Annotated in this window: 21 protein-coding genes and 1 tRNA gene; 11 read left to right on the top strand and 11 right to left on the bottom strand. The window is 70.1% G+C overall.

The window, feature by feature from the left end:
- The first annotated feature begins 24 nt into the window (after window positions 1-24).
- The 3 genes from ABWV20_RS18145 to ABWV20_RS18135 are packed head-to-tail and all read left to right on the top strand — an operon-like array spanning window position 25 to window position 3,343.
- On the top strand, window positions 25-900 hold the full coding sequence (locus tag ABWV20_RS18145; RefSeq protein ID WP_353357688.1) for a branched-chain amino acid ABC transporter permease: 876 nt from the start codon (window positions 25-27) through the stop codon (window positions 898-900).
- Window positions 900-2,603, top strand: coding sequence for a branched-chain amino acid ABC transporter ATP-binding protein/permease (locus ABWV20_RS18140; protein ID WP_353357686.1), 1,704 nt, complete (start codon window positions 900-902; stop codon window positions 2,601-2,603). The genes ABWV20_RS18145 and ABWV20_RS18140 overlap by 1 nt, the downstream gene beginning before the upstream one ends.
- Window positions 2,600-3,343 (top strand): ABC transporter ATP-binding protein, encoded by a 744-nt coding sequence (locus ABWV20_RS18135; protein ID WP_353357684.1) that lies wholly within the window; start codon window positions 2,600-2,602, stop codon window positions 3,341-3,343. Before ABWV20_RS18140 ends, ABWV20_RS18135 begins: the two co-directional genes overlap by 4 nt.
- A gap of 55 nt (window positions 3,344-3,398) precedes the next feature.
- On the opposite strand, the gene ABWV20_RS18130 is transcribed toward ABWV20_RS18135, so the two are convergent.
- Window positions 3,399-3,908, bottom strand: a complete 510-nt coding sequence (locus tag ABWV20_RS18130; RefSeq protein ID WP_353357682.1) for a peroxiredoxin — start codon at window positions 3,906-3,908, stop codon at window positions 3,399-3,401.
- A gap of 35 nt (window positions 3,909-3,943) precedes the next feature.
- A complete protein-coding gene (locus ABWV20_RS18125) occupies window positions 3,944-4,360 on the bottom strand; it encodes a DUF3052 domain-containing protein (protein ID WP_353357680.1) in 417 nt (138 codons plus the stop codon).
- A gap of 312 nt (window positions 4,361-4,672) precedes the next feature.
- Here ABWV20_RS18125 and aceE point away from each other — a divergent pair, with 312 nt between their 5' ends.
- The 7 genes from aceE to fabF all read left to right on the top strand — a co-directional run bounded on the left by aceE (window position 4,673) and on the right by fabF (window position 14,331).
- Window positions 4,673-7,444: a pyruvate dehydrogenase (acetyl-transferring), homodimeric type gene (aceE, locus tag ABWV20_RS18120; protein ID WP_353357678.1), complete on the top strand. Its 2,772-nt coding sequence runs from the start codon at window positions 4,673-4,675 to the stop codon at window positions 7,442-7,444.
- Between the two features lie 175 nt (window positions 7,445-7,619).
- On the top strand, window positions 7,620-9,044 hold the full coding sequence (gene argG, locus ABWV20_RS18115) for an argininosuccinate synthase (protein WP_353357676.1): 1,425 nt from the start codon (window positions 7,620-7,622) through the stop codon (window positions 9,042-9,044).
- A gap of 111 nt (window positions 9,045-9,155) precedes the next feature.
- Window positions 9,156-10,400, top strand: a complete 1,245-nt coding sequence (locus tag ABWV20_RS18110) for a PucR family transcriptional regulator (protein WP_353357674.1) — start codon at window positions 9,156-9,158, stop codon at window positions 10,398-10,400.
- Between the two features lie 45 nt (window positions 10,401-10,445).
- Window positions 10,446-11,429, top strand: a complete 984-nt coding sequence (locus tag ABWV20_RS18105) for an ACP S-malonyltransferase (protein ID WP_353357672.1) — start codon at window positions 10,446-10,448, stop codon at window positions 11,427-11,429.
- A gap of 127 nt (window positions 11,430-11,556) precedes the next feature.
- Window positions 11,557-12,528, top strand: a complete 972-nt coding sequence (locus ABWV20_RS18100) for a beta-ketoacyl-ACP synthase III (protein WP_502901809.1) — start codon at window positions 11,557-11,559, stop codon at window positions 12,526-12,528.
- A gap of 147 nt (window positions 12,529-12,675) precedes the next feature.
- The gene (locus ABWV20_RS18095; RefSeq protein ID WP_353357668.1) at window positions 12,676-12,924 is read left to right on the top strand and encodes an acyl carrier protein; all 249 of its coding nucleotides are present in this window, start codon (window positions 12,676-12,678) and stop codon (window positions 12,922-12,924) included.
- Window positions 12,925-13,083: 159 nt separating this feature from the next.
- Window positions 13,084-14,331 carry a beta-ketoacyl-ACP synthase II gene (gene fabF / locus ABWV20_RS18090; protein ID WP_353357666.1) on the top strand — a complete coding sequence of 416 codons (1,248 nt, stop codon included), beginning with the start codon at window positions 13,084-13,086 and terminating at the stop codon, window positions 14,329-14,331.
- An 85-nt stretch (window positions 14,332-14,416) separates the two neighbouring features.
- Here fabF and ABWV20_RS18085 read toward each other — a convergent pair whose 3' ends face one another.
- From ABWV20_RS18085 to ABWV20_RS18060, 6 genes are all read right to left on the bottom strand, one after another.
- The gene (locus tag ABWV20_RS18085) at window positions 14,417-15,625 is read right to left on the bottom strand and encodes an RtcB family protein (protein ID WP_353357664.1); all 1,209 of its coding nucleotides are present in this window, start codon (window positions 15,623-15,625) and stop codon (window positions 14,417-14,419) included.
- Between the two features lie 129 nt (window positions 15,626-15,754).
- The gene (locus tag ABWV20_RS18080) at window positions 15,755-16,036 is read right to left on the bottom strand and encodes a WhiB family transcriptional regulator (protein ID WP_353357662.1); all 282 of its coding nucleotides are present in this window, start codon (window positions 16,034-16,036) and stop codon (window positions 15,755-15,757) included.
- A gap of 493 nt (window positions 16,037-16,529) precedes the next feature.
- The gene (locus ABWV20_RS18075) at window positions 16,530-17,054 is read right to left on the bottom strand and encodes a DUF3145 domain-containing protein (protein ID WP_353357660.1); all 525 of its coding nucleotides are present in this window, start codon (window positions 17,052-17,054) and stop codon (window positions 16,530-16,532) included.
- A gap of 198 nt (window positions 17,055-17,252) precedes the next feature.
- Entirely contained in the window at window positions 17,253-17,594 is a 342-nt protein-coding gene (locus tag ABWV20_RS18070; protein WP_353357658.1) for a bifunctional 3-phenylpropionate/cinnamic acid dioxygenase ferredoxin subunit, read from the bottom strand.
- A 76-nt stretch (window positions 17,595-17,670) separates the two neighbouring features.
- Window positions 17,671-18,330: an ArsR/SmtB family transcription factor gene (locus tag ABWV20_RS18065; RefSeq protein WP_353357656.1), complete on the bottom strand. Its 660-nt coding sequence runs from the start codon at window positions 18,328-18,330 to the stop codon at window positions 17,671-17,673.
- Window positions 18,323-19,585 carry an MFS transporter gene (locus ABWV20_RS18060; protein WP_353357714.1) on the bottom strand — a complete coding sequence of 421 codons (1,263 nt, stop codon included), beginning with the start codon at window positions 19,583-19,585 and terminating at the stop codon, window positions 18,323-18,325. The genes ABWV20_RS18065 and ABWV20_RS18060 overlap by 8 nt, the downstream gene beginning before the upstream one ends.
- 221 nt (window positions 19,586-19,806) lie before the next feature.
- Between ABWV20_RS18060 and ABWV20_RS18055 the strand changes: the two genes are divergently transcribed.
- Window positions 19,807-19,880 (top strand) — tRNA-Ile (locus ABWV20_RS18055).
- Between the two features lie 217 nt (window positions 19,881-20,097).
- Here ABWV20_RS18055 and ABWV20_RS18050 read toward each other — a convergent pair.
- From ABWV20_RS18050 to ABWV20_RS18040, 3 genes are all read right to left on the bottom strand, one after another.
- Entirely contained in the window at window positions 20,098-20,325 is a 228-nt protein-coding gene (locus ABWV20_RS18050) for a type II toxin-antitoxin system RelE family toxin (RefSeq protein WP_234424055.1), read from the bottom strand.
- A 47-nt stretch (window positions 20,326-20,372) separates the two neighbouring features.
- A complete protein-coding gene (locus tag ABWV20_RS18045) occupies window positions 20,373-20,639 on the bottom strand; it encodes a type II toxin-antitoxin system Phd/YefM family antitoxin (RefSeq protein WP_013494290.1) in 267 nt (88 codons plus the stop codon).
- 170 nt (window positions 20,640-20,809) lie between these two features.
- Window positions 20,810-21,538: tyrosine-type recombinase/integrase (locus ABWV20_RS18040; protein ID WP_353357654.1), on the bottom strand; the 729-nt coding region annotated here is incomplete at its 5' end.

The following is a 21,538-nucleotide window of genomic DNA, read 5'->3' as shown; positions in this document are numbered from 1 at the left end:
CGCCACCGGACCAGAAGGACCTCCATGCAGCAGCTCCTCAACGGCGTGTTCATCGGATCGATCTACGCGCTCTTCGCCATCGGCTTCACCCTCGTCTTCGGCATCCTCGACCGCCTGAACCTCGCCCATCCCTCGGTCTTCGCCGTGTCGGCCTTCGTCGGCATCGAGCTCGTCGCCGAGGGCGGCCTCTCCGTCTGGGTGGCGTTGGCCATCGTGCTCGTCCTCGGGGCGGTGCTCGGGCTCCTCATCGAACGCGTTGCCTTCCGGCCGCTGAAGAACCGGCCGGACGCCCACTTCGCTGGCCTCATCTCGTCGATCGCCCTGGCGGGCATGTTCATCGCGCTGCTGCAGTGGCGCTACGGGCCCGACACGCGACGCTTCCCCGCGGGTTCCTTCCCCGAGACGCCCATCCAGCTCGCCGGGGTGTCGGTGACCGTGCTCCAGGTGGCGATCCTGCTCATCTCCATCGTCCTCATGGTGGGGCTCACCTGGCTCGTCGCCCGCTCCCGCCTCGGCCGCGCGATGCGCGCCATCGCCGAGAACCCAACGGCCGCAAGGGTCCTCGGCGTCAACGTCGACAGGGTCACCGCCGTCACCTTCGCCATCTCATCGGCACTCGGCGCCGTCGCCGGTGCCCTCTTCGCGATGAACGTCAACTCGGCCCAGCTCGGCATGGGTGCAGCGATCGAGCTCAAGGGACTGGCCGTCATCATCGTCGGCGGGATGGGCTCACTTCCCGGCGCCCTGATCGGCGGGCTCGCGCTCGGGCTGGCCGAGGTCTTCGCCGTCCAGTACATCGGCTCCTCGTGGCGCGACCTCATCGCCTTCGGCCTGCTCTTCGTCATCCTCCTCATCCGACCGCAGGGGCTCTTCGGCACGCGGAAGGTTCGGGAGGTCTGATGCTGACCGACGCCACCCTCACCTTCGTCGCCCTGGGTGCGATCTTCGCGTACTCGTTCTACGCCGTCCTCGTCGCCGGCCAGCTGAGCCTCGGCCAGGCCGGGTTCGCCTCCCTCGCCGCCTTCACCGCTGCCTCGCTGACCCCCAGGCCGAGCGAGATCGGGGAGATCCCGGCCCTCCTCCTCGCGATCGTCATCGGCATGGTGGTGGGCTCCGTGGCGGCCGTCGTCCTCGGCCTGCCGACGATGCACCTTCGGGGCGTCTTCCTGGCGATCGCGACACTCGCCTTCGCCGAGGCCGTGCGCATCCTCATCCTCAACCAGGAGTGGACCGGTGGCGCCCAGGGCATGTCGGTGCCGAAGGTGCTGACCCCCGGGATGGCCTGGGTCGTCCTCGCGCTCGTGGCCTACTGGTTCGCCCGGATGGGCCGTTCCCGCTACGGACGGGCCCTGGAGGCCATCCGCGAGGACGAGCTGGCGGCTCGGGCCATGGGCATCGACGTCGGCCGGCACCGACTCTCGGCGTTCATCACGGCTGGGGCCGTCGCCGGTCTCTACGGAGTCCTCTGGGCCTACTACGTGCGACTCATCGCACCCGAGGACTTCGGCTTCACCGCCGCCATCGACGGACTCGTCACCGCCGTGGTCGGCGGCTCGACGATGTTCATCGGGCCGCTCCTCGGCAGCGGCTTCCAGACGCTGATCCCAGAGATCCAGCGCGCCCTCGGGGTCGAGGCAGGCTGGATCCGGCCCTTCGTCGCCAGCACGCTCCTGCTCGTCATCATCCTCTTCCTCCCGGGCGGTCTGGCCAGCCTCGTGCGCCGCCGGGTCCGCCTGCCCAGGAAGCGCCCGGCCTCGGGTGAGCAGGGCCTGCGAACCCGGTCCCACCCCGGCCCCGGCGAGCTGATCGCCTCGCTCGAGGGACTGAGCAAGGAGTACGGCGGCGTCCATGCCGTGGAGAAGGTCGACCTCGAGCTGCGCAGCGGCGAAGTCGTCGGGCTCATCGGTCCCAACGGCGCCGGCAAGACGACGCTCGTCAACATGGTCAGCGGACTCATCGCTCCCACCTCCGGACACGCCACGGTGCTCGGCACGCGGGTCGGGCGAGTCCCGGTCCACCGGCTCGCGCAGGCCGGCGTCAGCCGGACGTTCCAACACTCCAAGCTGTTCAACCGGCTGTCCGCACTCGAGAACGTCCTCGTCGGCGGTCACCTCGTCAGCCGACCCACCTTCCTGCGCAGGCTCCTGTGGCTCCCATCGGCGCGCCGAGACGAGGTCGCCGCACTGGACCACGCCGCCCGCTGCCTCGAGCGGGTCGGGCTCGCCGACCTCGCGGGCAGTCGCGCGTCCTCCCTGTCCTACGGCGACCAGCGCCGGCTCGAGATCGCCAGAGCATTGGCATCCGAGCCGAGCCTGCTCATTCTCGACGAGCCCGCCGCCGGCATGAACCACGTCGAGGCCAACCGGCTCTCCACGCTGATCAGCTCCCTGGCCGCCGACGGCCTGACCATCCTGCTCATCGAGCACAACGTCGGCATGGTGCTCAGCACGTGTGACCGCATCGTCGTCCTCAACTTCGGCAAGGTCATCGCGACGGGCACGCCCGACGAGATCGCGGCGAACCCCACGGTGATCGAGGCCTACCTCGGCTCGGCCGAGACTGACACCCGCCCCACCGACCGCACCGAGCGGAGCCAGCCGTGACCCAGACCCCGCCGAGCGGAGCGAGCCCAGTGCTTCTCGTCGAGGACCTCCATGTCGCCTATGGACGGGTCGAAGCGGTTCGCGGCGTCTCCTTCTCCGTCGACCCCGGCACCCTCGTCACCCTGGTGGGCGCCAACGGGGCCGGAAAGTCGTCCATCATCAATGCCATATCGGGGCTGCTTCGCCCCAGGTCCGGCCGGATCACCTTCGAGGGCAAGGACATCACGCGGACTCCGTCCCACCGCCTCGTCGGCGAGGGCATCGTCCAGGTTCCGGAGGGGCGCCAGATCCTCGGCACCCTGACGATCGAGGAGAACCTCCACCTCGGTGGCTGGCACGTGGGAGGGGCGTCCGCGTCCGCCTTGGACGAGACCTACGCGCGCTTCCCCGTGCTCGGTGACCGGCGGAGGATGTCCGCAGGTTCGCTCTCCGGGGGCGAGCAGCAGATGCTCGCCATCGCCCGTGCGCTCGTGGCCCGGCCCAAGGTCCTCCTCATGGACGAGCCGTCGATGGGCCTGGCGCCCAAGGTCGTTGACGAGGTGTTCCGGGTCATCGAGGAGATCCGCGCCACTGGCACGACGATCGTCCTCGTCGAGCAGAACGCCAGACGCGCGCTCCGTGCAGCCGACCACGGCTACGTGCTGCAGACCGGAGAGGTCGTGCACTCGGGGCGTGCCGCCGACCTGCTGGCCGACCCGAAGATCGTCGAGGCGTACCTCGGGGTCGATGCCTCGCACTGACTCCGGACGGCGAGGCCCGACGCCAGGACCGAGGGGTGTGCCCGACTCGGTCGCCTCAGGCGGATGCTCCCCGAAGCTCGGCCAACGCGGCCCGGTACGCGACGAAGTCGCGGCCCTCTCCGGGGCCGTTGATCTCACGCCACGCCACTCGCCCCTCGCGGTCGAGCAGGAAGGTGGCTCGCAACGGCGCGCCCTGCTCCTCGTTGAAGACGCCGTAGCGACGCGTCACCTCACCGTGCGGCCAGTGGTCGCTGAGCAGGGGGAAGAAGTGGCCCTCGATGTCGGCCCAGGCCCGCAGGGAGTACATCGAGTCACACGAGATCGTGAAGACCTGGATGTCGCCGTCCTGGAAGTCCTCGAGACGGTCGCGGATCTCGCGGAGCTCTCCCGTGCAGATCCCGGAGAAGGCGAAGGGGTAGAACACCACCGCGGCGAGCTTCCTCCCCCGCACCGACGAGAGCGAGACGTCGACGCCGTGCTGGTCGACGAGGGTGAAGTCGGGGGCGGACTGGCCGACACGGGGGGCGGCGCTGGGCGCTGACGTCGAAGGGGCGGGCGTCGTCATGCCCGCAAGTGTGCCAGCCGCTGGGGCGGCTCCGGTCAGCGGCGGGGGCCCTTGGGCGGCATCAGCCGCGCACCCGTCCACTCCGACGCCACGTTGACCTGCCCTCCGGTGGTCAGGCCAGCCGTGGAGGCTGCCTCCTCGACCTCGCTGGCCTGGACGTGTCCCGGTCGACCGGCCTTGGGGGTGAACAGCACGACGAAGCCGGCGTCGAACAGCTTCGCGAGGGCGTCGACGAGCAGGTCGACGAGATCGTCGTCCCCGTCGCGGTACCAGACGACGACGCCGTCTGACCCGTCGTTGAAGTCCTCGTCCTCCAAGTCGCTGCCGATGACGTCCTCGATGGCGAACCGCAGGTCGTCATCGACATCATCGTCATATCCGAACTCCTGAATGATCTGCCCGGGGGCGAATCCGAGCTTGGCGAGAGACGCCGCTCCCGCGGTCGTGCTCACTGTCACCGTTCCTTTCGTCAGGGGCGAGGATCGTGGGCCTGCACCAGTCTGACCTAGTGGACCCGGTCCGACGCTACCGCGCAACCGGTGTCCCACGGCGGCCTTCGCTCGAGACGGCGTGGCTCGGCCTCCGATCGGCCCCCGGTCCGGGGTGGGTCCCGGACCTCCCGGGGTGGCCGTCGGCTACCAGTCGCGTGCCTGTCCCGGGGAATGACCCGGGTGTGACGACCACCACGCTTTGGGGGAGTATGGGTGGAGCGGCGCCGCGGTCAACCGGCCGCGACGCGTGGCGACGAGAAAGGATCCACGAACGTGGCAGCCGAGGCCGGCCCCATCCTCAACGGAATTCCCAGTCAGCTCCCTGACATCGACCCCGAGGAGACCCAGGAGTGGCTCGAGTCCCTTGACGCCGTCCTGGACGAGAAGGGCCGGACGCGGGCGCGTTACGTGATGCTCAAGCTCATCGAGCGGGCGCGGGCGAAGCAGGTCGGAGTGCCCTCCCTCACCGCCACCGACTACATCAACACGATCCCACCGGAGCGTGAGCCGTGGTTCCCCGGTGACGAGGAGGTCGAGCGCGAGTTTCGTCGCTACATCCGCTGGAACGCCGCGATCATGGTCCACCGCGCGCAGCGTCCAGACATCGGCGTCGGTGGTCACATCTCGACGTATGCCTCGGCGGCCACCCTCTACGAGGTCGGGTTCAACCACTTCTTCCGCGGCAAGGACCACCCGGGCGGCGGCGACCAGGTCTTCTTCCAGGGCCACGCCTCCCCCGGCATGTACGCCCGGTCCTTCCTCGAGGGCCAGCTGTCCGAGACGGACCTGGACGGCTTCCGCCAGGAGAAGAGCCACATCGTCGACGGCACGATCGCCGCCGTCCCCTCCTATCCCCACCCTCGACTGCTCCCCGACTACTGGGAGTTCCCCACCGTGTCGATGGGCCTCGGCCCGATGAACGCCGTCTATCAGGCCCAGTTCAACAAGTACCTCCACAACCGTGGCATCAAGGACACGAGCCAGCAGCATGTCTGGGCCTTCCTCGGCGACGGCGAGATGGACGAGCCCGAGTCGCGCGGCGTGCTCCAGATCGCGGCCAACGAGGAGCTCGACAACCTCACCTTCGTCATCAACTGCAACCTGCAGCGGCTCGACGGCCCCGTGCGCGGCAACGGCAAGATCATCCAGGAGCTCGAGGCGTTCTTCCGGGGGGCCGGCTGGAACGTCATCAAGGTCGTCTGGGGCCGTGGCTGGGACCCGCTGCTCGCCGCTGACCGTGACGGCGCGCTCGTGCACATCATGAACCAGACGAGCGACGGCGACTACCAGACCTTCCGGGCCAACGACGGCAAGTACGTCCGCGACCACTTCTTCGGCCGGGACCCGCGCACCCTCAAGATGGTCGACAACTGGACCGACGACCAGATCTGGTGGAACCTCAAGCGCGGTGGCCACGACTACCGCAAGGTCTACGCGGCCTACAAGGCGGCCATGGAGCACACCGGACAGCCGACCGTGATCCTCGCCAAGACGATCAAGGGCTACGGCCTCGGCTCGCACTTCGCCGGCCGCAACGCCACCCACCAGATGAAGAAGATGACGCTGGAGGACCTCAAGGCCTTCCGGGACTCCCTCCGGATCCCGATCAGCGACGAGCAGCTCGAGGCCGACCCCTACCAGCCGCCCTACTACCACCCCGGCGCCGACCACCCGGTGGTGAAGTACTCGATCGAGCGGCGGAGCAAGCTCGGCGGCACGATGCCTCGCCGTCGCGTCGCCTTCGAGCCGATCAAGCTGCCGGGCGACGAGGCGTACGCCCAGGTGAAGAAGGGATCGGGCAAGCAGGAGGTCGCCACCACGATGGCGTTCGTCCGCCTGCTCAAGGACCTGTTGCGGGACAAGGAGTTCGGCAAGCGGATCGTGCCGATCATCCCCGACGAGGCGCGCACCTTCGGCATGGACGCCTTCTTCCCGACGATCAAGATCTACAACCCCAACGGCCAGAACTACACCCCGGTCGACGCGGAGCTGATGCTCGCCTACCGCGAGAACGAGCAGGGCCAGATCCTGCACCTCGGCATCAACGAGGGCGGTTCCGTCGCGGCTTTCACCGCCGCGGGCTCCTCCTATGCGACGCACGGGGAGGCGATGATCCCGGTCTACGTCTTCTACTCGATGTTCGGCTTCCAGCGCACCGGCGACGGCCTCTGGGCCGCCGCGGACCAGATGACCCGGGGGTTCCTCATCGGCGCGACGGCGGGGCGCACCACGCTGACCGGCGAGGGCCTGCAGCACGCCGACGGGCACAGCCCGCTCCTGGCGTCCACCAACCCTGCCGTCGTGCACTACGACCCTGCCTACGGGTACGAGATCGCGCACATCGTGCAGGACGGCCTGCGCCGCATGTATGGCGAGGGGCAGTCCGGCGACGCGGCCAACCTCATCTACTACCTGACGGTCTACAACGAGCCGATCGTCCAGCCCCAGCAGCCCGAGAACCTCGACGTCGAGGGGCTCCTCAAGGGCATGTACAAGCTGGCGCCGGCCCGGACCGAGGGGTGGCAGCACACACCCGCACGCACCCAGCTCCTCGCCTCTGGCGTCGGCGTGCCGTGGGCGCTCGAGGCGCAGCAGCTGCTCGCCGACGACTGGGGCGTGGCGGCCGACGTGTGGTCGGTCACCTCGTGGAACGAGCTGCGTCGTGACGGCCTCGCCGCGGACGAGCAGCGGTTCCTGCGTCCCGACGAGGAGCCGCGCGTCCCCTGGGTGACCGCGTGCCTCAAGGATGCCGAAGGCCCCGTCATCGCCGTCTCGGACTACATGCGGGCGGTGCAGGACCAGATCCGCGAGTGGGTCCCGGGCACCTACGCCAGCCTCGGCGCCGACGGTTTCGGCTTCTCCGACACCCGGCGCGCCGCCCGGCGGTACTTCCACATCGACGGTCCCTCGATCGCGGTTCGAGCCCTCCAGCTCCTCGCCGACGAGGGGAAGGTCCCGGCTGAGGCACCGCGCCAGGCAGCCGAGCGCTACCGGCTCGACGACGTCACGGCGGGAACCTCGGGCAACGCCGGCGGCGAGTCGTAGCACCCGCCACCTCGCTGGGCCCGCTTCCCTGCGGAAGCGGGCCCAGCGGCATACGGCGCCGTATGCCGCTGGGTCGGCTCGCGCGCCGACGTGATCACCCAGCCACCGCGGTCCCCCGCCGTCCAGGCACACGGCCGGTGGATAACTATGCGTGGCTATGCATATACTTGCAGTCGTGTCCAAAGTCCTGACGTCTCTCCCTGTCGGTGAACGAGTCGGGATCGCCTTCTCCGGTGGTCTCGACACCTCGGTGGCTGTCGCCTGGATGCGGGAGAAGGGTGCGATCCCCTGCACCTACACCGCCGACCTCGGCCAGTACGACGAGCCCGACATCGGCTCCGTCCCGGGCCGCGCCGGTCAGTACGGCGCCGAGATCTCCCGCCTCGTCGACTGCAGGACGGCCCTCGTCGAGGAGGGCCTGTCGGCCATCGCGTGCGGCGCGTTCCACATCCGCAGCGGTGGCAAGACCTACTTCAACACCACTCCCCTGGGCCGGGTCGTCACCGGCACCCTGCTCGTCCGTGCCATGCACGCCGACGGTGTCTCCATCTGGGGCGACGGATCGACCTTCAAGGGCAACGACATCGAGCGGTTCTACCGCTACGGCCTCCTGGCGAACCCCGAGCTGCGGATCTACAAGCCGTGGCTCGACGCGGACTTCGTCAGCGAGCTCGGCGGACGCCAGGAGATGTCCGAGTGGCTGAGCGAACGTGACCTGCCCTACCGGGCGAGCGCCGAGAAGGCCTACTCGACCGACGCCAACATCTGGGGGGCGACCCATGAGGCCAAGACCCTCGAGTTCCTCGACGAGTCGATGGAGATCGTCGAGCCGATCATGGGCGTGCGGTTCTGGGACCCTGCCGTCACCATCGACACCGAGGACGTCACCGTCCGGTGGGAGGCCGGGCGGCCGGTCGCGATCAACGGCGTCGAGCACACCGACCCGGTCGCCCTCGTCAACGAGGCGAACCTCATCGGCGGCCGCCACGGACTCGGGATGAGCGACCAGATCGAGAACCGCATCATCGAGGCCAAGTCTCGCGGCATCTACGAGGCTCCCGCGATGGCCCTGCTCCACCTGACCTACGAGCGGCTGCTCAACGCGATCCACAACGAGGACACCATCGCCAACTACCACGCCGAGGGGCGCCGGCTGGGGCGACTCCTCTACGAGGGGCGCTGGCTCGACCCGCAGAGCCTGATGATCCGCGAGTCGATCCAGCGCTGGGTGGCCTCCGCCGTCACGGGCGAGGTGACCGTCCGGCTGCGACGCGGGGACGACTGGTCGGTGGTCAACACGAGCGGTCCCGCGTTCAGCTACCACCCCGAGAAGCTCTCGATGGAGCGCACCGAGGACGCGGCCTTCGGCCCGGTCGACCGGATCGGCCAGCTGACCATGCGCAACCTCGACATCGCCGACTCCCGCGCCAAGCTCGAGCTCTATGCGACCCAGGGCCTGCTCGGTGCTCGGAACGCAGAGCTCGTCGGCGAGCTGGCCCCCGGCGGGGCGGCAGCCATCTCCGCGAACCCGGCCGCCGCCGACGTCGACGCGGCCGACGATGCCCTCGACCGCGCCGCCATGGAGTTCGGGACCGACTGACCCGGCGCGGGTGCACCAGCCCGGCTGCACCAGACCGCAGCCGGGACTGCTTTGTGTCCGACATACAAAGCGCCCTCCGTGGGCGCCGAGCCCAGCCGTAGGCTGGACCTCGTGAGTGCCAGGGAGCCACGCCGACCGAGCAGCGAGACCTCGCGTGCGGTCGATCGCAGCGCGGGCGAGCTCGCCACGCTCGCCGTGCGCCGGATGGAGGAGAACCTCGCCTGGTACCGCGACCTCCCGGCTGCCGAGCGCTCCCAGGTGGGCCTCGTCGCCCAGACCGGGATCTCGCAGTTCATCGCCTGGTTCAGGGCCCACGAGGACAGCACCCCATCGGCCCTGTCGATCTTCGCCGCGGCTCCACAGGAGCTCACCCGGACTGTCAGCCTGCGCCAGACGCTCGACCTCGCGCGCACGGTCGTCGACGTCGTCGAGTCGCACGTGGAGAGCCTGGCCGGCCCCGGTGACGAGCAGCTCCTCCGCGAGTCGGTCCTGCGTTTCAGCCGGGAGATCGCCTTCGCGGCAGCCGAGGTCTATGCCGGTGCCGCCGAGGCGCGCGGTGCCTGGGATGCGCGGCTCGAGGCGCTCGTCGTCGACGCGGTCCTGCGCGGCGAGGCGGACGACTCCATGCAGTCACGGGCCTCCGCCCTCGGCTGGGGTGACATCGCCCATGTCACCTTCGTCGTCGGCACCACGCCGACGGTGAAGGGTGGCGCCGCCGCAGCCGTCGACGCGCTCCGGCGCGCCGTGCGACACCAAGGAGTGGAGGCCCTGGCAATCGTGCAGCGGTCGCGGCTCATCGCCATCGTCGGAGGCACGGAGGACCCGCTCGCGGTCGTCAACGCCGTCGCGGAGTCGTTCGGCAGCGGACCGATCGTCGTCGGCCCCACCGTCCCCCACCTCTTCGCGGCGGGCCGCTCTGCGCGCGCTGCACTGAGTGGCTTGTCCGCCGCGCCGGCGTGGCCGGCGGCCCCGCGCATCGTCGAGTCCCAGGCGCTGCTCCCCGAGCGAGCGCTGGCCGGGGACGTCCCCGCCCAGCGGCTGCTCATCGACCGGATCCACCGACCCCTGAGCCGGTCGGGACAGAGCCCCCTGCTCGCCACGGCCGAGGCCTACCTGGAGACGGGAGGCTCACTCGAGTCGACCGCACGGGCGCTCTTCGTCCACCCCAACACCGTCCGCTACCGGCTCGGCCGGATCGACGACCTGACGGGGTTCGACCTCACGCGTCCGCGCAATGCATGGGCGGCGCGGGTCGCGCTGGCTCTCGGCCGGCTCGCTGACGCGGAGCGCTCGGCCCGCGCCAGCATCCGGCCCCCATTGGAGGTAACCTCCAAACGTGTCCCCTCGTCTATGTGACATTCGGAGTGGGCATCACCACGCAACATCAGGGAGGCTGAGAACGTGCTTGCGATCGTCTGCCCAGGACAGGGCTCCCAGACCCCCGGCTTCCTCGCTCCCTGGCTCGAGCTCGACGGGGTGCGGGACCAGCTCGGGCGGCTCTCCGACGCCACCGGCATCGACCTGGTCACCCACGGCACCACCTCGGACGCCGAGACGATCAAGGACACGGCCATCGCCCAGCCGCTCATCGTCGGCGCAGGTCTGGTGTCGCTTCCCCCGCTGCTCGGCGCGGCAACGAGCACGCTGACGGGTGTGGGCCTTCTGGCCGGCCACTCGGTCGGTGAGATCACCGCCGCCGCGGCCGCCGGGGTCCTCGACGCCGACGACGCCGTCGTCTTCGTCCGTGAGCGCGGCCGCGCCATGGCAGCGGCCAGCGCCGTGACTCCGACAGGGATGGCAGCAGTCCTCGGCGGTGATCCCGACGAGGTCCTCGCCGTGCTCGACCGACACGGCCTCACCCCGGCCAACGTCAACGGCGCCGGGCAGACCGTCGCCGCCGGGACCCTGGAGCAGATCGACGCCCTCACCGCCGACCCGCCGGCCAGGGCTCGCGTCATCCCCCTGCAGGTGGCCGGCGCCTTCCACACCCGCCACATGGCTCCAGCCGTGGATGTGCTCGACGCGCTCGCCGCCACCATGGCCACCACCGCGCCGGCGGTGACCCTGCTCTCCAACGCCGACGGCCAGGCGGTGACGGAGGGTCGTGAGGTCCTCGACCGGCTGGTGCGACAGGTCAGCAACCCGGTGCGCTGGGACCTGTGCATGCAGACAATGCTCGACCTGGGCGTCACCGGCATGATTGAGCTGCCCCCCGCGGGGACGCTCGTCGGACTGGCCAAGCGCGCGATGAAGGGCGTCGAGACCCTGGCGCTCAAGACGCCCGATGACCTGCCGGCCGCGCAGCGGATGATCTCCGAGCACGGCGCGAGCGCGACACCCGCAGCGGCTGAGCCCGCCCCCTCCCCCGCACGTATCGACGAGTAAGGCTGAACCCGTGACTGCAACCCCCAGCGTCCCGACCCCCAAGGGCACCGGCACCATCGTCGACTCCGGCAGCCCGCGCCACTCAAGGGTCGTCGGGGTGGGCGCCTACCGCCCCGCCCGCGTCGTGATGAACGCCGAGATCGTCGACAAGATCGACTCGAGCGACGAGTGGATCCGGGAGCGCTCCGGCATCGTCAGCCGGCACTTCGCGGCCGAGGACGAGAGTGTCATCGACATGGCGGAGCACGCGGCCCGACAGGCGCTGGAGCACGCCGGGATCAGCCCCGACCAGCTCGGCTTCGTCCTCATGGCGACCGTGACCCACCCCTACCAGACTCCGGCCGCGGCCCCGGAGCTCGCGGCCCGCCTGGGCTCGACCGCCCCCGCGATGGACATCTCCGCCGCCTGCGCCGGCTACTGCTACGGCGTCGCGACCGCCAGCGACATGGTCAAGGCCGGCTCCGCCGACTACGTCCTCGTCATCGGTGTCGAGAAGCTGAGCGACTTCACCGACCCCTACGACCGCGGCACCGCGTTCATCTTCGGTGACGGCGCCGGCGCCTGCGTCATCGGCCCCTCCGAGACCCCCGGGATCGGCCCCACCGTGTGGGGCTCCGACGGCACCCAGCGCGACGTGATCAGCAACCGCCACTCGTGGCTCGAGGTGCGCGAGCTGCTCGGCGACGGCGGCGCGGAGGCGGCGCGCTCCCCCGAGGCCATCGAGGGCGTCACGGCCAAGGGCTGGCCGAGCCTCACCATGGCCGGTCAGAGCGTCTTCCGCTGGGCGGTCTGGGGCATGGCTCCGGTTGCCCAGCAGGCGATCGACCGCGCCGGCATCAAGGCCGACGACCTCGACGCCTTCATCCCGCACCAGGCCAACATCCGCATCGTCGATGCCATGGTCAAGCAGCTCAAGCTGCCGCCGGACATCCCGGTGGCCCGCGACATCGTCACGACGGCCAACACCTCCGCGGCGAGCATTCCGATCGCCACCACCCGGATGCTCGCCGAGGGTGAGATCCCGAGCGGCGGCCTCGCCCTGCAGATCGGCTTCGGTGCAGGCCTCGTCTACGCCGCGCAAGTCATCGTCCTGCCCTAGGACGATCCTCGTTTCCCGCTTGTCCCGACGGGTACTCGGGGCCACGGTGGGGCTCTGGTGTTTCGCCCGAACGCCCGCCATGCGTGACCGACAGTGCAAGTGACCGACAGATGACCACCAACCTGGTGACCACCAAAGGAGCAGACAATGGCTCAGTCCGAGCAGGAGATCCTCGAGGGTCTCGCCGAGATCGTCAACGAGGAGACCGGCCTCGACACGGCTTCCGTCGAGATGGACAAGTCCTTCACGGAGGACCTCGACATCGACTCCCTCTCGATGATGACGATCGTCGTCAACGCCGAGGAGAAGTTCGGGGTCCGCATCCCCGACAGCGAGGTCAAGAACCTCAAGACGGTCCGCGACGCCGTCACCTACATCGCGAACGCCCAGGGCTGAGCCACCCCGGGAGCACCCGGGTCGAGACCGGCCCGCCCCCAAGCGCCCACAGCGCCGCCCGGCTGGGTCCCGCCGCAGGGCAGGGACCCAGCCCAGCGGCATACGACCTCCACCGGAACGCACGCCAAACGCACTTCACCTGACGAGGAGCACCTCACCATGACGTCCACTGACCGACGCATCGTCGTCACCGGCCTGGGCGCCACGACGCCCGTGGGCGGCACCGCCCGCGAGACGTGGGAAGCCGTCCTCGCCGGGCGCTCTGGAGCCCGCACGATGGACTTCGACTGGGTGGCCAAGTACGAGCTGCCTGTGACCTTCGCCGCGATGATCGCCACGAAGCCGGAGGAGGTGCTCGCCAAGGTCGAGACGCGGCGCCTCGACCCCTCCAGCCAGTACGCCCTCATCGCCGCCCGCGAGGCCTGGGCCGACGCCGGCTCCCCCGACCTCGAGCCGGAGCGGATCGGCACGGTCATCGGTTCGGGCATCGGCGGTGTCTGGACCCTCCTCGACCAGTGGGACACCCTGCGTGAGAAGGGCCCGCGCCGCGTCTACCCCCTTGCCGTCCCGATGCTCATGCCCAACGGCCCGTCGGCCGCGGTCTCGCTCGAGCTGGGGGCCCGCGCCGGCGTCCACACGCTCGTCAGCGCCTGCTCGTCCGGTGCCGAGAGCATGGGCTACGCCATCGACATGATCCGCACCGGTCGCGCCGACGTCGTCGTCGCCGGAGGCACCGAGGCTGCCGTGCACGCGATGCCGATCGCCGGGTTCGCGGCGATGCAGGCCCTGTCGACGCGCAACGACGAGCCGGAGAAGGCGTCCAGGCCCTACGACACGGGGCGCGACGGGTTCGTGCTCGGCGAGGGTGCCGCCGTCATCGTCCTCGAGTCGGAGGAGCACGCCCGGGCTCGTGGCGCGAAGATCTATGCGGAGCTCGCCAGTGTGGGCCTCTCCGCGGACGCCCACCACATCACCGCGCCCGAGCCCAACGGCTCCGGCGCCTCCCGTGCGATGGCCCAGGCCGTCGAGCAGGCGGACCTGTCGCTCAGCGACATCCTCCACATCAACGCGCACGCGACGTCGACGCCGGTCGGTGACGTGGCCGAGTACAACGCGATCAAGCGTGCCTTCGGCGACCACACGGACAACATCGCCGTCACCGCGACGAAGTCGATGACCGGTCACCTCCTCGGGGCTGCCGGGGCGCTGGAGGCCGTCCTGACGATCCTCGCCATCCACCACCGCACGGTGCCGGCGACGATCAACCTCGACAACCAGGACCCCGAGATCCCGCTCAACGTCGTCACCGGTGAGCCCTTGGCGCTCCCGGAGGGCGACGTCGCCGCACTCAACAACTCCTTCGGCTTCGGCGGCCACAACGTCGCGCTCGCCATCAAGAGCGTCTGACGACGCAACGACACCAGACCGTATGCCGCTGGGCTGGGTCCGCGCGCTGGCGCGGTCCCAGCCCAGCGGCATCTGAACGCCCGGCTCAGCCCTTCACGCAGAGCAGGGTCGTCAGGCGCGCGACGACCTCGACGAGGGGGCTCGGTCCGGTGGTCTGGGCCGCGATCACCGACTCGAGGTCCTTGTAGGCGCCCGGGATCTCGTCGAGCACTCCAGCGTCCTTGCGGCACTCGACTCCTGCGGTCTGCTCGACCAGGTCCTCGACGGTGAACCGCCGCTTGGCCGCGTTCCGCGACATCCGGCGTCCGGCACCGTGGCTCGCCGAGTTGAAGGACGCCTCGTTGCCGAGGCCGCGGACGACGTAGGACCCGGTGCCCATCGAGCCGGGGATGAGCCCGAGGTCGCCTCTGCCCGCCCGGATCGCGCCCTTGCGGGTGACGATCACGTCGACGCCGTCATAGCACTCCGCGGAGACGTAGTTGTGATGGCACCGCACGGGCGTGTCGAACGTGGCGTGGGGGAAGTGCTGAACCACCACCTCCCGAGTGCTTGCCATCATCACCTCACGGTTGAGCAGCGCGTACTCCTGGGCCCAGTAGAGGTCGTGGAGGTAGGCGGACATCTCCTCGGTGGCGGCGAGGAAGACAGCGAGGTCTCGGTCGGGCAGGCCGAGGTTGTGCTCGAGCGTCTTGGCCGTGGCGATGTGCCGCTCGGCCAGCTCCTTGCCGATGTTGCGCGACCCTGAGTGCAGCATGAGCCACACCCTGCCGTCGTCGCCCTCGCAGAGCTCCCAGAAGTGGTTCCCCGACCCGAGCGACCCACACTGCGCTCGTGCGCGCCCCTGCCGTTCAGCGATTCCGGGAGCCCGGAGGTCGCCGAACCGCTCGAAGAGCGTGCTCACCCGTGTCGCCAGCCCCTGGTCCCGGTCGAGGATCGGCGCGGAGCCGTCGTGTGCCGCCCAACCGACGGGCAGCACCCCCTCGACGGATGCCCGCAGCGGCCCGAGGTCGTCGGGCAGGTCTGCGGCCGTGAGGCTGGTGCGGACCGCCGTCATGCCGCAGCCGATGTCGACACCGACTGCAGCCGGGGACACGGCGTCGCGCATGGCGATGACCGAGCCGACCGTGGCCCCCATGCCGAGGTGCACATCAGGCATGACCCGCAGGCCGTGCACCCACGGGAGCGCACTGATGGTGCGCAGCTGCTGCTGCGCGGCCGGCTCGACCTCGTCGGGGTCGGCCCACATCAGCGTTGACGCGGTCGCTCCGGGCAGGGTGACCGGGAAGGTGTGCATCGTGGTGATCCTCTCAGTGATGTCGGGCCTCGTGTGCGGGCGAGGCGCCGTTGGGTGACCTGACGACCCGCTGGGTGGACTCGGCCCGCGAGCCCGCCCAGCGGCATACGGTCGGGTGGTGGGGCGCCGTCAGGCGCTCTGGGGAGTCCGCGACGGCTGGCGGCCCTTGCCGGGCAGGTCCGTGCTCGCCCGGCCTCGCGCCAGGAGCTCACCGCCCCAGACCCCCCACTCGCCTCGCTCCTGCGCGGTGGTGAGGCACCGACGCGCGATGGGGCACCCGCCGCACACCGCCTTGGCGCGACCGGCTTCCGACTCGGTCGCCGGCCAGAAGAGCTCGGGGTCCTCGATGGTGCAGGGAGCGTGGTCAGCCGGGAGGGTCCGGCTCGTGGGGGTGAAGCGGCTCCGGGTCATGCGATGAGCTCCTCTCCGGTTCAGGGGGGTTGGGCGGCGGGAGGCTTGGGGGGCGGGTGAGCGGCCCGGCACTCGGGACGGGTCGGTGCACCGCAGCGCCCGGCCCGTCGGCCCGGACACGGCGCGGCGCCGTCCGAGGTCGGGTGGCGTGCCCGCCAGTGGTGCGGTGCCTCAGGAGCGGCGGGGCTCGCAGCCAGCTGGCCGGTGGGCGTGACGGCGAAGGCCCACAGGGCTCGGCTCCACGCGGCGCGGACGGTCCTCGATGGCGTTGCGCGGGGGGCGCTTCGCTGGTGAGGTCACACCGTGTGTCATGACCGGCCTTTCGGGCGAACGGAGGGCTGCCAACCAGATGTCGGCCGCGTTTGCCAAGCGTGCCACGTCGACAGCTTTGCCTGACAACGGTTTTCCACAGGCGCGGGGAGGGCCCGGACGCACGAACCGTCCGGGCCCTCGGAGCCGGCCAGCGCTGGAGACGGGCGCGGCCGGACGGTCGTCAGCCGACCTTGTGCAACCACCTCACGGGGGCACCGTCGCCCGCATAGCGGAAGGGCTCCAGCTCGTCGTCCCACGGCACCCCGAGGAGGAGGTCCATCTCGTCCTGGAGAGCAGTGGCGTCCCCACGGCTGCGCAGGAGGGCATCGCGCAGGTGGTCCTCCTGCACGACCACGTCACCGGTCACGCTCGTCATCGCGTGGTGGATGCCGAGGCTCGGCGTGTACGACCACCGGGACCCGTCGGACACGGAGGTCGGGTCCTCGGTCACCTCGTAACGCAGACCGTCCCAGCCGCGGAGGGCACTGGCCAACTCGGCTCCCGTGCCCACCGCGCCCGTCCAGGACAGCTCCGTGCGAACCGTGCGGGGCAGGATGGGTTGCGGGATCCACTCGAGGGACACCCGCTGGTCGAGGACGGCCTCGACGGCCCACGTGATGTGGGGGCACAGCGCCGTCGGGGCACCGTGGATGAACACCACTCCGCGCGTCAACTGGCGCGGGGTGCGCGGCATCACGACAGACATCCTGACCTCCTCACGTGCAAGGGACGTCTTCCCCAACGACCTCGCGCGTGGCAGTCAGCTCGTGCTGCCGGAACAGATTGAAGTTGTATGCCGCTCAGCTCACTCGCGTGAGCACCTGACCATTGTGCACCACCAGCCTCACGGGCACCAGCAATGAGACCTGCCTTCTCACGCCGGCGTGGCGAAGGCCTGCCCGGCTCACGCCGTGTGAGGAGTCCCGGGATACAGGTACACGTCACCGTCGCGCACCTCGAGGCGATGGGTCGCGACGGGCCTGGTGGCGGGCAGGCACATCGGCTCACCGGTGCTGAGGCAGAACCGGGTGGCGTGGAGGGGGCACTCCACCTCTCCCGCCTCGACCCATCCCTCAGCCAGCGAAGCGTCCTCGTGCGAGCACGTGTCGTCGAGTGCGTAGTAGGTCCCGTCGTCGTCGCGGAAGAGCGAGATGGGCTGCTCGGTTCCCGTCAGCTCCTGTGGCAGGACGAGCGCCTCCCCCGGCTCGACGTCTTCGACCGCTGCGACGCGGATGCCCTCGCTCATGACTCTCCTTCGACTGACGACTGTGGGCTGAGCCTAGGACGCGGGACGAGCCGGGTGGCCCGGGGGGTGAACGGCGTCAGTCCGTGAGACTCGGGTGGGCTGCGACTCGCCACTCGAGGACTCCGTCAGCGGCGCGGCGCGCCGCGATGCCTCGCGCGCTGAGCAGGCGCACGGCGTCGTAGGCCAGGACGCAGTACCTTCCCCGGCAGTAGGCGACGACCTCCTTGCCGGTCGGGATCTCTCCGAGCCGCTCGTCGAGCTCCTCGAGTGGAAGGTGGATCGCCCCTTGGAGATGTCCCGCGGCGTACTCACTCTCGGGCCGGACATCGATCAGGACGACATCGTCGCTCTCGAGGAGGGCGATCAACTCGTCGGTGTCGACGGCGACGGTGTCCTCCGGCCCGAGGTAGGCGCGACGAGCCGGCTCGGTGTGTGGCCGGTGCTCCTCGGCGACGCGGCGCAGCAGGACCCACAGGGCGGCCACGTCCGTGCCGGCGAGCGCGTAGAAGACGTGCTTGTGCTGCCGGGTCGCGGTGAGCAGACCCGCCTCACGGAGAATCTGGAGATGTGCGGAGCAGGAGCTGACACCGAGCCCGGCAGCACGAGCCAGGTCGTCGACGCTGCGCGGACCCTGCGCGAGCAGGTCCACCAGCTCGAGGCGCTTGGGGTGGCCGAGAGTCTTTCCCACCGCGGCGAACTCGCCGAAGAGGGCGTCCTTGGCGGTGCGGTCAGCCACTGGTCCCAGCCTCTCCGACAGCCGGTGCGGGCCGATGGTGGGTCTCGTACATGCGGACCGCGACGACGAGTCCCGACGCTGCCGTCAGCGCCGCGACCGCCCAGACAGCTGCGCGCACGCCCAGTGCATCCGCGACGACCCCGGCCAGGAGCGCACCGACCGCGAAGCCGCCGTCCCGCCACAGTCGGTACACACCGACCGCGCGGGCCCGCCAGGCGGGATGCGCCACGTCGCCGATCGAGGCCAGCAGGGTCGGGTACACCATCGCGGTGCCGGCGCCGAGGAGGGCAGCGGCCCCGGCCCAGGCAACGAAGGCATCCGCCACGGCAATGACCGCGAGCGCGACCGCTTGGAGCCACATGCCGGTGGCGATCATCCACTTTCGCCCCCACCGGTCGGACAGGGCCCCGGTGACCAGCTGCCCGGCACCCCAGACCGCTGGATAGACGGCCGCGAGGATGCCGATGCGGCTCACCGAGAGTCCAGCGCCGGCGAAGAGGACGGGGAAGAGCCCCCAGGCCAAGCCGTCGTTCAGGTTGTTGACCAGGCCTGCCTGGCTGGCGGACGACAGCGCCGGCTCGCGGAAGCTCGTCTGCACGAGCACCTCGCGGTTGTTGAGGCCCTCGTGGAGGTGGTCGTGGCGACCATCCGCGCGGGCCACGTGACCAGCGGCTTCCAGGCGGGCGTGCTCACGGGTCTCCGTGACGGCGCCGCCGGACAGGCCGAGACCCAGGGCCGCAAAGGCCAGGCCGAGGAGGAAGGGCGCCGGACGCAGGCCGTAGGCCTCGGCCAGGTAACCCGTCACGAGAGCGGTGGCCGCCACCGCTCCGTAGCCGGCGGCCTCGTTGAGCCCCATCGCCAGGCCACGTCGCGCGGGACCGACCAGGTCGATCTTCATGATGACCGTGGTCGACCAGGTGAGGCCTTGGCTGATCCCCAGGAGGAGGTTGGCGAGGATGACCCAGCCCCACGACGGGGCCCAGATGAGCAGGACCGGGACCGGGAGGGCGACGAGCCAGCCGGCCAGCAGGACCGGTTTGCGGCCGTGACGGTCGGACAGGGTGCCCGCGAAGTAGTTGGTCACGGCCTTGGCCAGACCGAAGACGAGGATGAAGCTCAGCCCGGCCGTGTAGGCAGTGATGCCGAACTCCCGCTCGGCCAACAGAGGCAGGACCGTGCGCTCCTGGCCGAGCATGCCCCCGACGAGCGCGTTGACGACCACCAGGAGCGTGAACTGTGCAAGGTTCTGCCGCAGACCGAGCGCGAGAGCACTGCCCGGGTGGGGCCCCGAGAGATCACGAGCTGTGCGGGGTGAGTTCGATCTGGTCACCGCCGCATTTTAGTGTCATTCAATGGATTCATGAAGTGACATGCTTCTTCCGGCCGCTCGCCCCGGCACGAAGGGTCTGGGCGGAGTCGGTGCAGGCCTCCGCGGTCGTTAGACTTCGCAGCACCTTCGGTGACACACGAGGGTCCGGGGCAGTAGCTCAGCCGGTTAGAGCAGCGGACTCATAATCCGTCGGTCCAGGGTTCAAGCCCCTGCTGCCCCACCCACGTTTCCGCAGATCAACGGGCTGCGCCCACGAGCTCCAGCGGCTTATCGACGATGATGTGGCACTTTTGTGGCACATTGTCGCGGATGGGCCCCTGGGGTCGTCATGCCGAAGTGGACCTCTCAAGAGGCCGACGGACCGTCGCTCCCGACTCCCTGTCCCCCTCGAACCTGCTGACGGCTCTAGAATGCCCAGACGCGACGAATAGACGCGGTTATCCGCGTCGGTAAGCGTCTCGTCGGTGGTCGATGCGCAGAACCACCACTTCGCCTTGGATCTCGTTGATTCGATACAGGACGCGATAGGTGCCGCGCCGGGCAGAGTGGATACCCGCGAGCTCCCCACGCAATGGCTTGCCGACGCGGTGCGGGTTCTGGATCAGTGCGCCGGTGAGGAACTCTATGACCGCCGCCGCAACGGCCTCGGGCAGTCCTGAGCGCACGGCTCGGACGGCGGGAGGGGCCAGGACCAGTTCGCACGGTTCTTCGCTCACGAGCGCAGGCCGCGCACGGCCTCGACCCCGCGAACAACGTCACCGGTCGCGTATGCCGCATCGGCCTCACGGATGTCGGCGAGGGCTTCGGGGTCGCTGAGCACCGACAGGGTCTCCTCCAGCTGCGCCAGGTCGTCCGGGCTGAGGATGACGGCAACCGGGCGTCCATTGCGCGTGACTGTGACCCGCTCGTGCTCATGCTCGACGCGGTCGATGACGTCGCTGAAATGGTTGCGGACGTCGCGGAGCGGTTCAACTGTCATGTACACAATTGTGGCGCTTAGAGGCGCTGGGGGCAAGACGTGTTGGCCCTGGCTTGGCAGGACCGTCACGCAGGCGCGCATGCCCCGGCCCTGTGGCACGCAGATACGGCGCGGCCGACTCATGACCGTTGCCTCCGCCGCGTCGGCCACGCCGCGCGGGCCACGCGATCTCACACGCCGGCGACGTAGGCGGTCAGGAAGTGGACGCCGTGTCGGTCGAGGTTGCCCCGGGCGCGGTCGTAGTGTTCGGTCGTGCGGGGGTCGGCGTGGCGGGCAAGAATCTGCGCGTCGCGCAGGGGGACGCCGGCGTCGAGGGCGTTGGTGATCGCGGCGTGCCGCAGCGAGTGCGGGCTGATGTGCCGGGGGATCTGCGCGGCCTTCGCGATGCGGGCGACCATCCGGTAGACGTCGCGTCGGTCGATCGGCTTGCCGGAGACCGGTCGCAGCACCAGCGGCCCGGTGGTGCGCTGGCCCCTGCATGCCTCCAGGACCCTGAGCACCGGGACGGTCAGCGGCATGGTGGCCGGCTTGTTGCCCTTGCCGACCAGGTGCAGGACCCGGTGGCCGCGCAGCGTGTCGGCATAGTCCTCGATCCGGACCGCTGCCGCCTCGGAGGCGCGCAGCGCGTTGATGCCCAGCAGGTACGCGAGCGCGCCGTGATACACGGTGATCGTCTGAGCCACTTGGAGGAATCGGATCAGCTCGAGCCGGTCCAGGCCCTGGGTGCGGGACTCGTCGCGGTGGACCTTCGGCAGCCGCGCGTAGACGGCCGGGTCGGCAGCGATCAGCCCGTCGATGTGAGCGAACCGGAAGAAGCCTCGCACGGCGTGCATCATCGTGTTGACCGAGGAGTCCATCAACCCGCGGTCCCCGAGGCCACGGATGTACAGCTCGACATG

Source organism: Intrasporangium sp. DVR (assembly GCF_040365325.1).
In the GTDB taxonomy this organism is placed as follows: Bacteria; Actinomycetota; Actinomycetes; order Actinomycetales; family Dermatophilaceae; genus Intrasporangium.
This window is presented reverse-complemented; position numbering and strand designations above follow the sequence as displayed.

What these genes read in the sequence shown, in the direction of transcription:
- ABWV20_RS18145 (WP_353357688.1), top strand. Translation starts at nt 25, where the DNA reads ATGCAGCAGCTCCTCAACGGCGTGTTCATCGGATCGATCTACGCGCTC.
- ABWV20_RS18140 (WP_353357686.1), top strand. Translation starts at nt 900, where the DNA reads ATGCTGACCGACGCCACCCTCACCTTCGTCGCCCTGGGTGCGATCTTC.
- ABWV20_RS18130 (WP_353357682.1), bottom strand. Translation starts at nt 3,908, where the DNA reads ATGACGACGCCCGCCCCTTCGACGTCAGCGCCCAGCGCCGCCCCCCGT.
- ABWV20_RS18100 (WP_502901809.1), top strand. Translation starts at nt 11,557, where the DNA reads ATGAACGCCGAGATCGTCGACAAGATCGACTCGAGCGACGAGTGGATC.
- ABWV20_RS18095 (WP_353357668.1), top strand. Translation starts at nt 12,676, where the DNA reads ATGGCTCAGTCCGAGCAGGAGATCCTCGAGGGTCTCGCCGAGATCGTC.
- fabF (WP_353357666.1), top strand. Translation starts at nt 13,084, where the DNA reads ATGACGTCCACTGACCGACGCATCGTCGTCACCGGCCTGGGCGCCACG.
- ABWV20_RS18085 (WP_353357664.1), bottom strand. Translation starts at nt 15,625, where the DNA reads ATGCACACCTTCCCGGTCACCCTGCCCGGAGCGACCGCGTCAACGCTG.
- ABWV20_RS18080 (WP_353357662.1), bottom strand. Translation starts at nt 16,036, where the DNA reads ATGACCCGGAGCCGCTTCACCCCCACGAGCCGGACCCTCCCGGCTGAC.
- ABWV20_RS18075 (WP_353357660.1), bottom strand. Translation starts at nt 17,054, where the DNA reads ATGTCTGTCGTGATGCCGCGCACCCCGCGCCAGTTGACGCGCGGAGTG.
- ABWV20_RS18070 (WP_353357658.1), bottom strand. Translation starts at nt 17,594, where the DNA reads ATGAGCGAGGGCATCCGCGTCGCAGCGGTCGAAGACGTCGAGCCGGGG.
- ABWV20_RS18045 (WP_013494290.1), bottom strand. Translation starts at nt 20,639, where the DNA reads ATGACAGTTGAACCGCTCCGCGACGTCCGCAACCATTTCAGCGACGTC.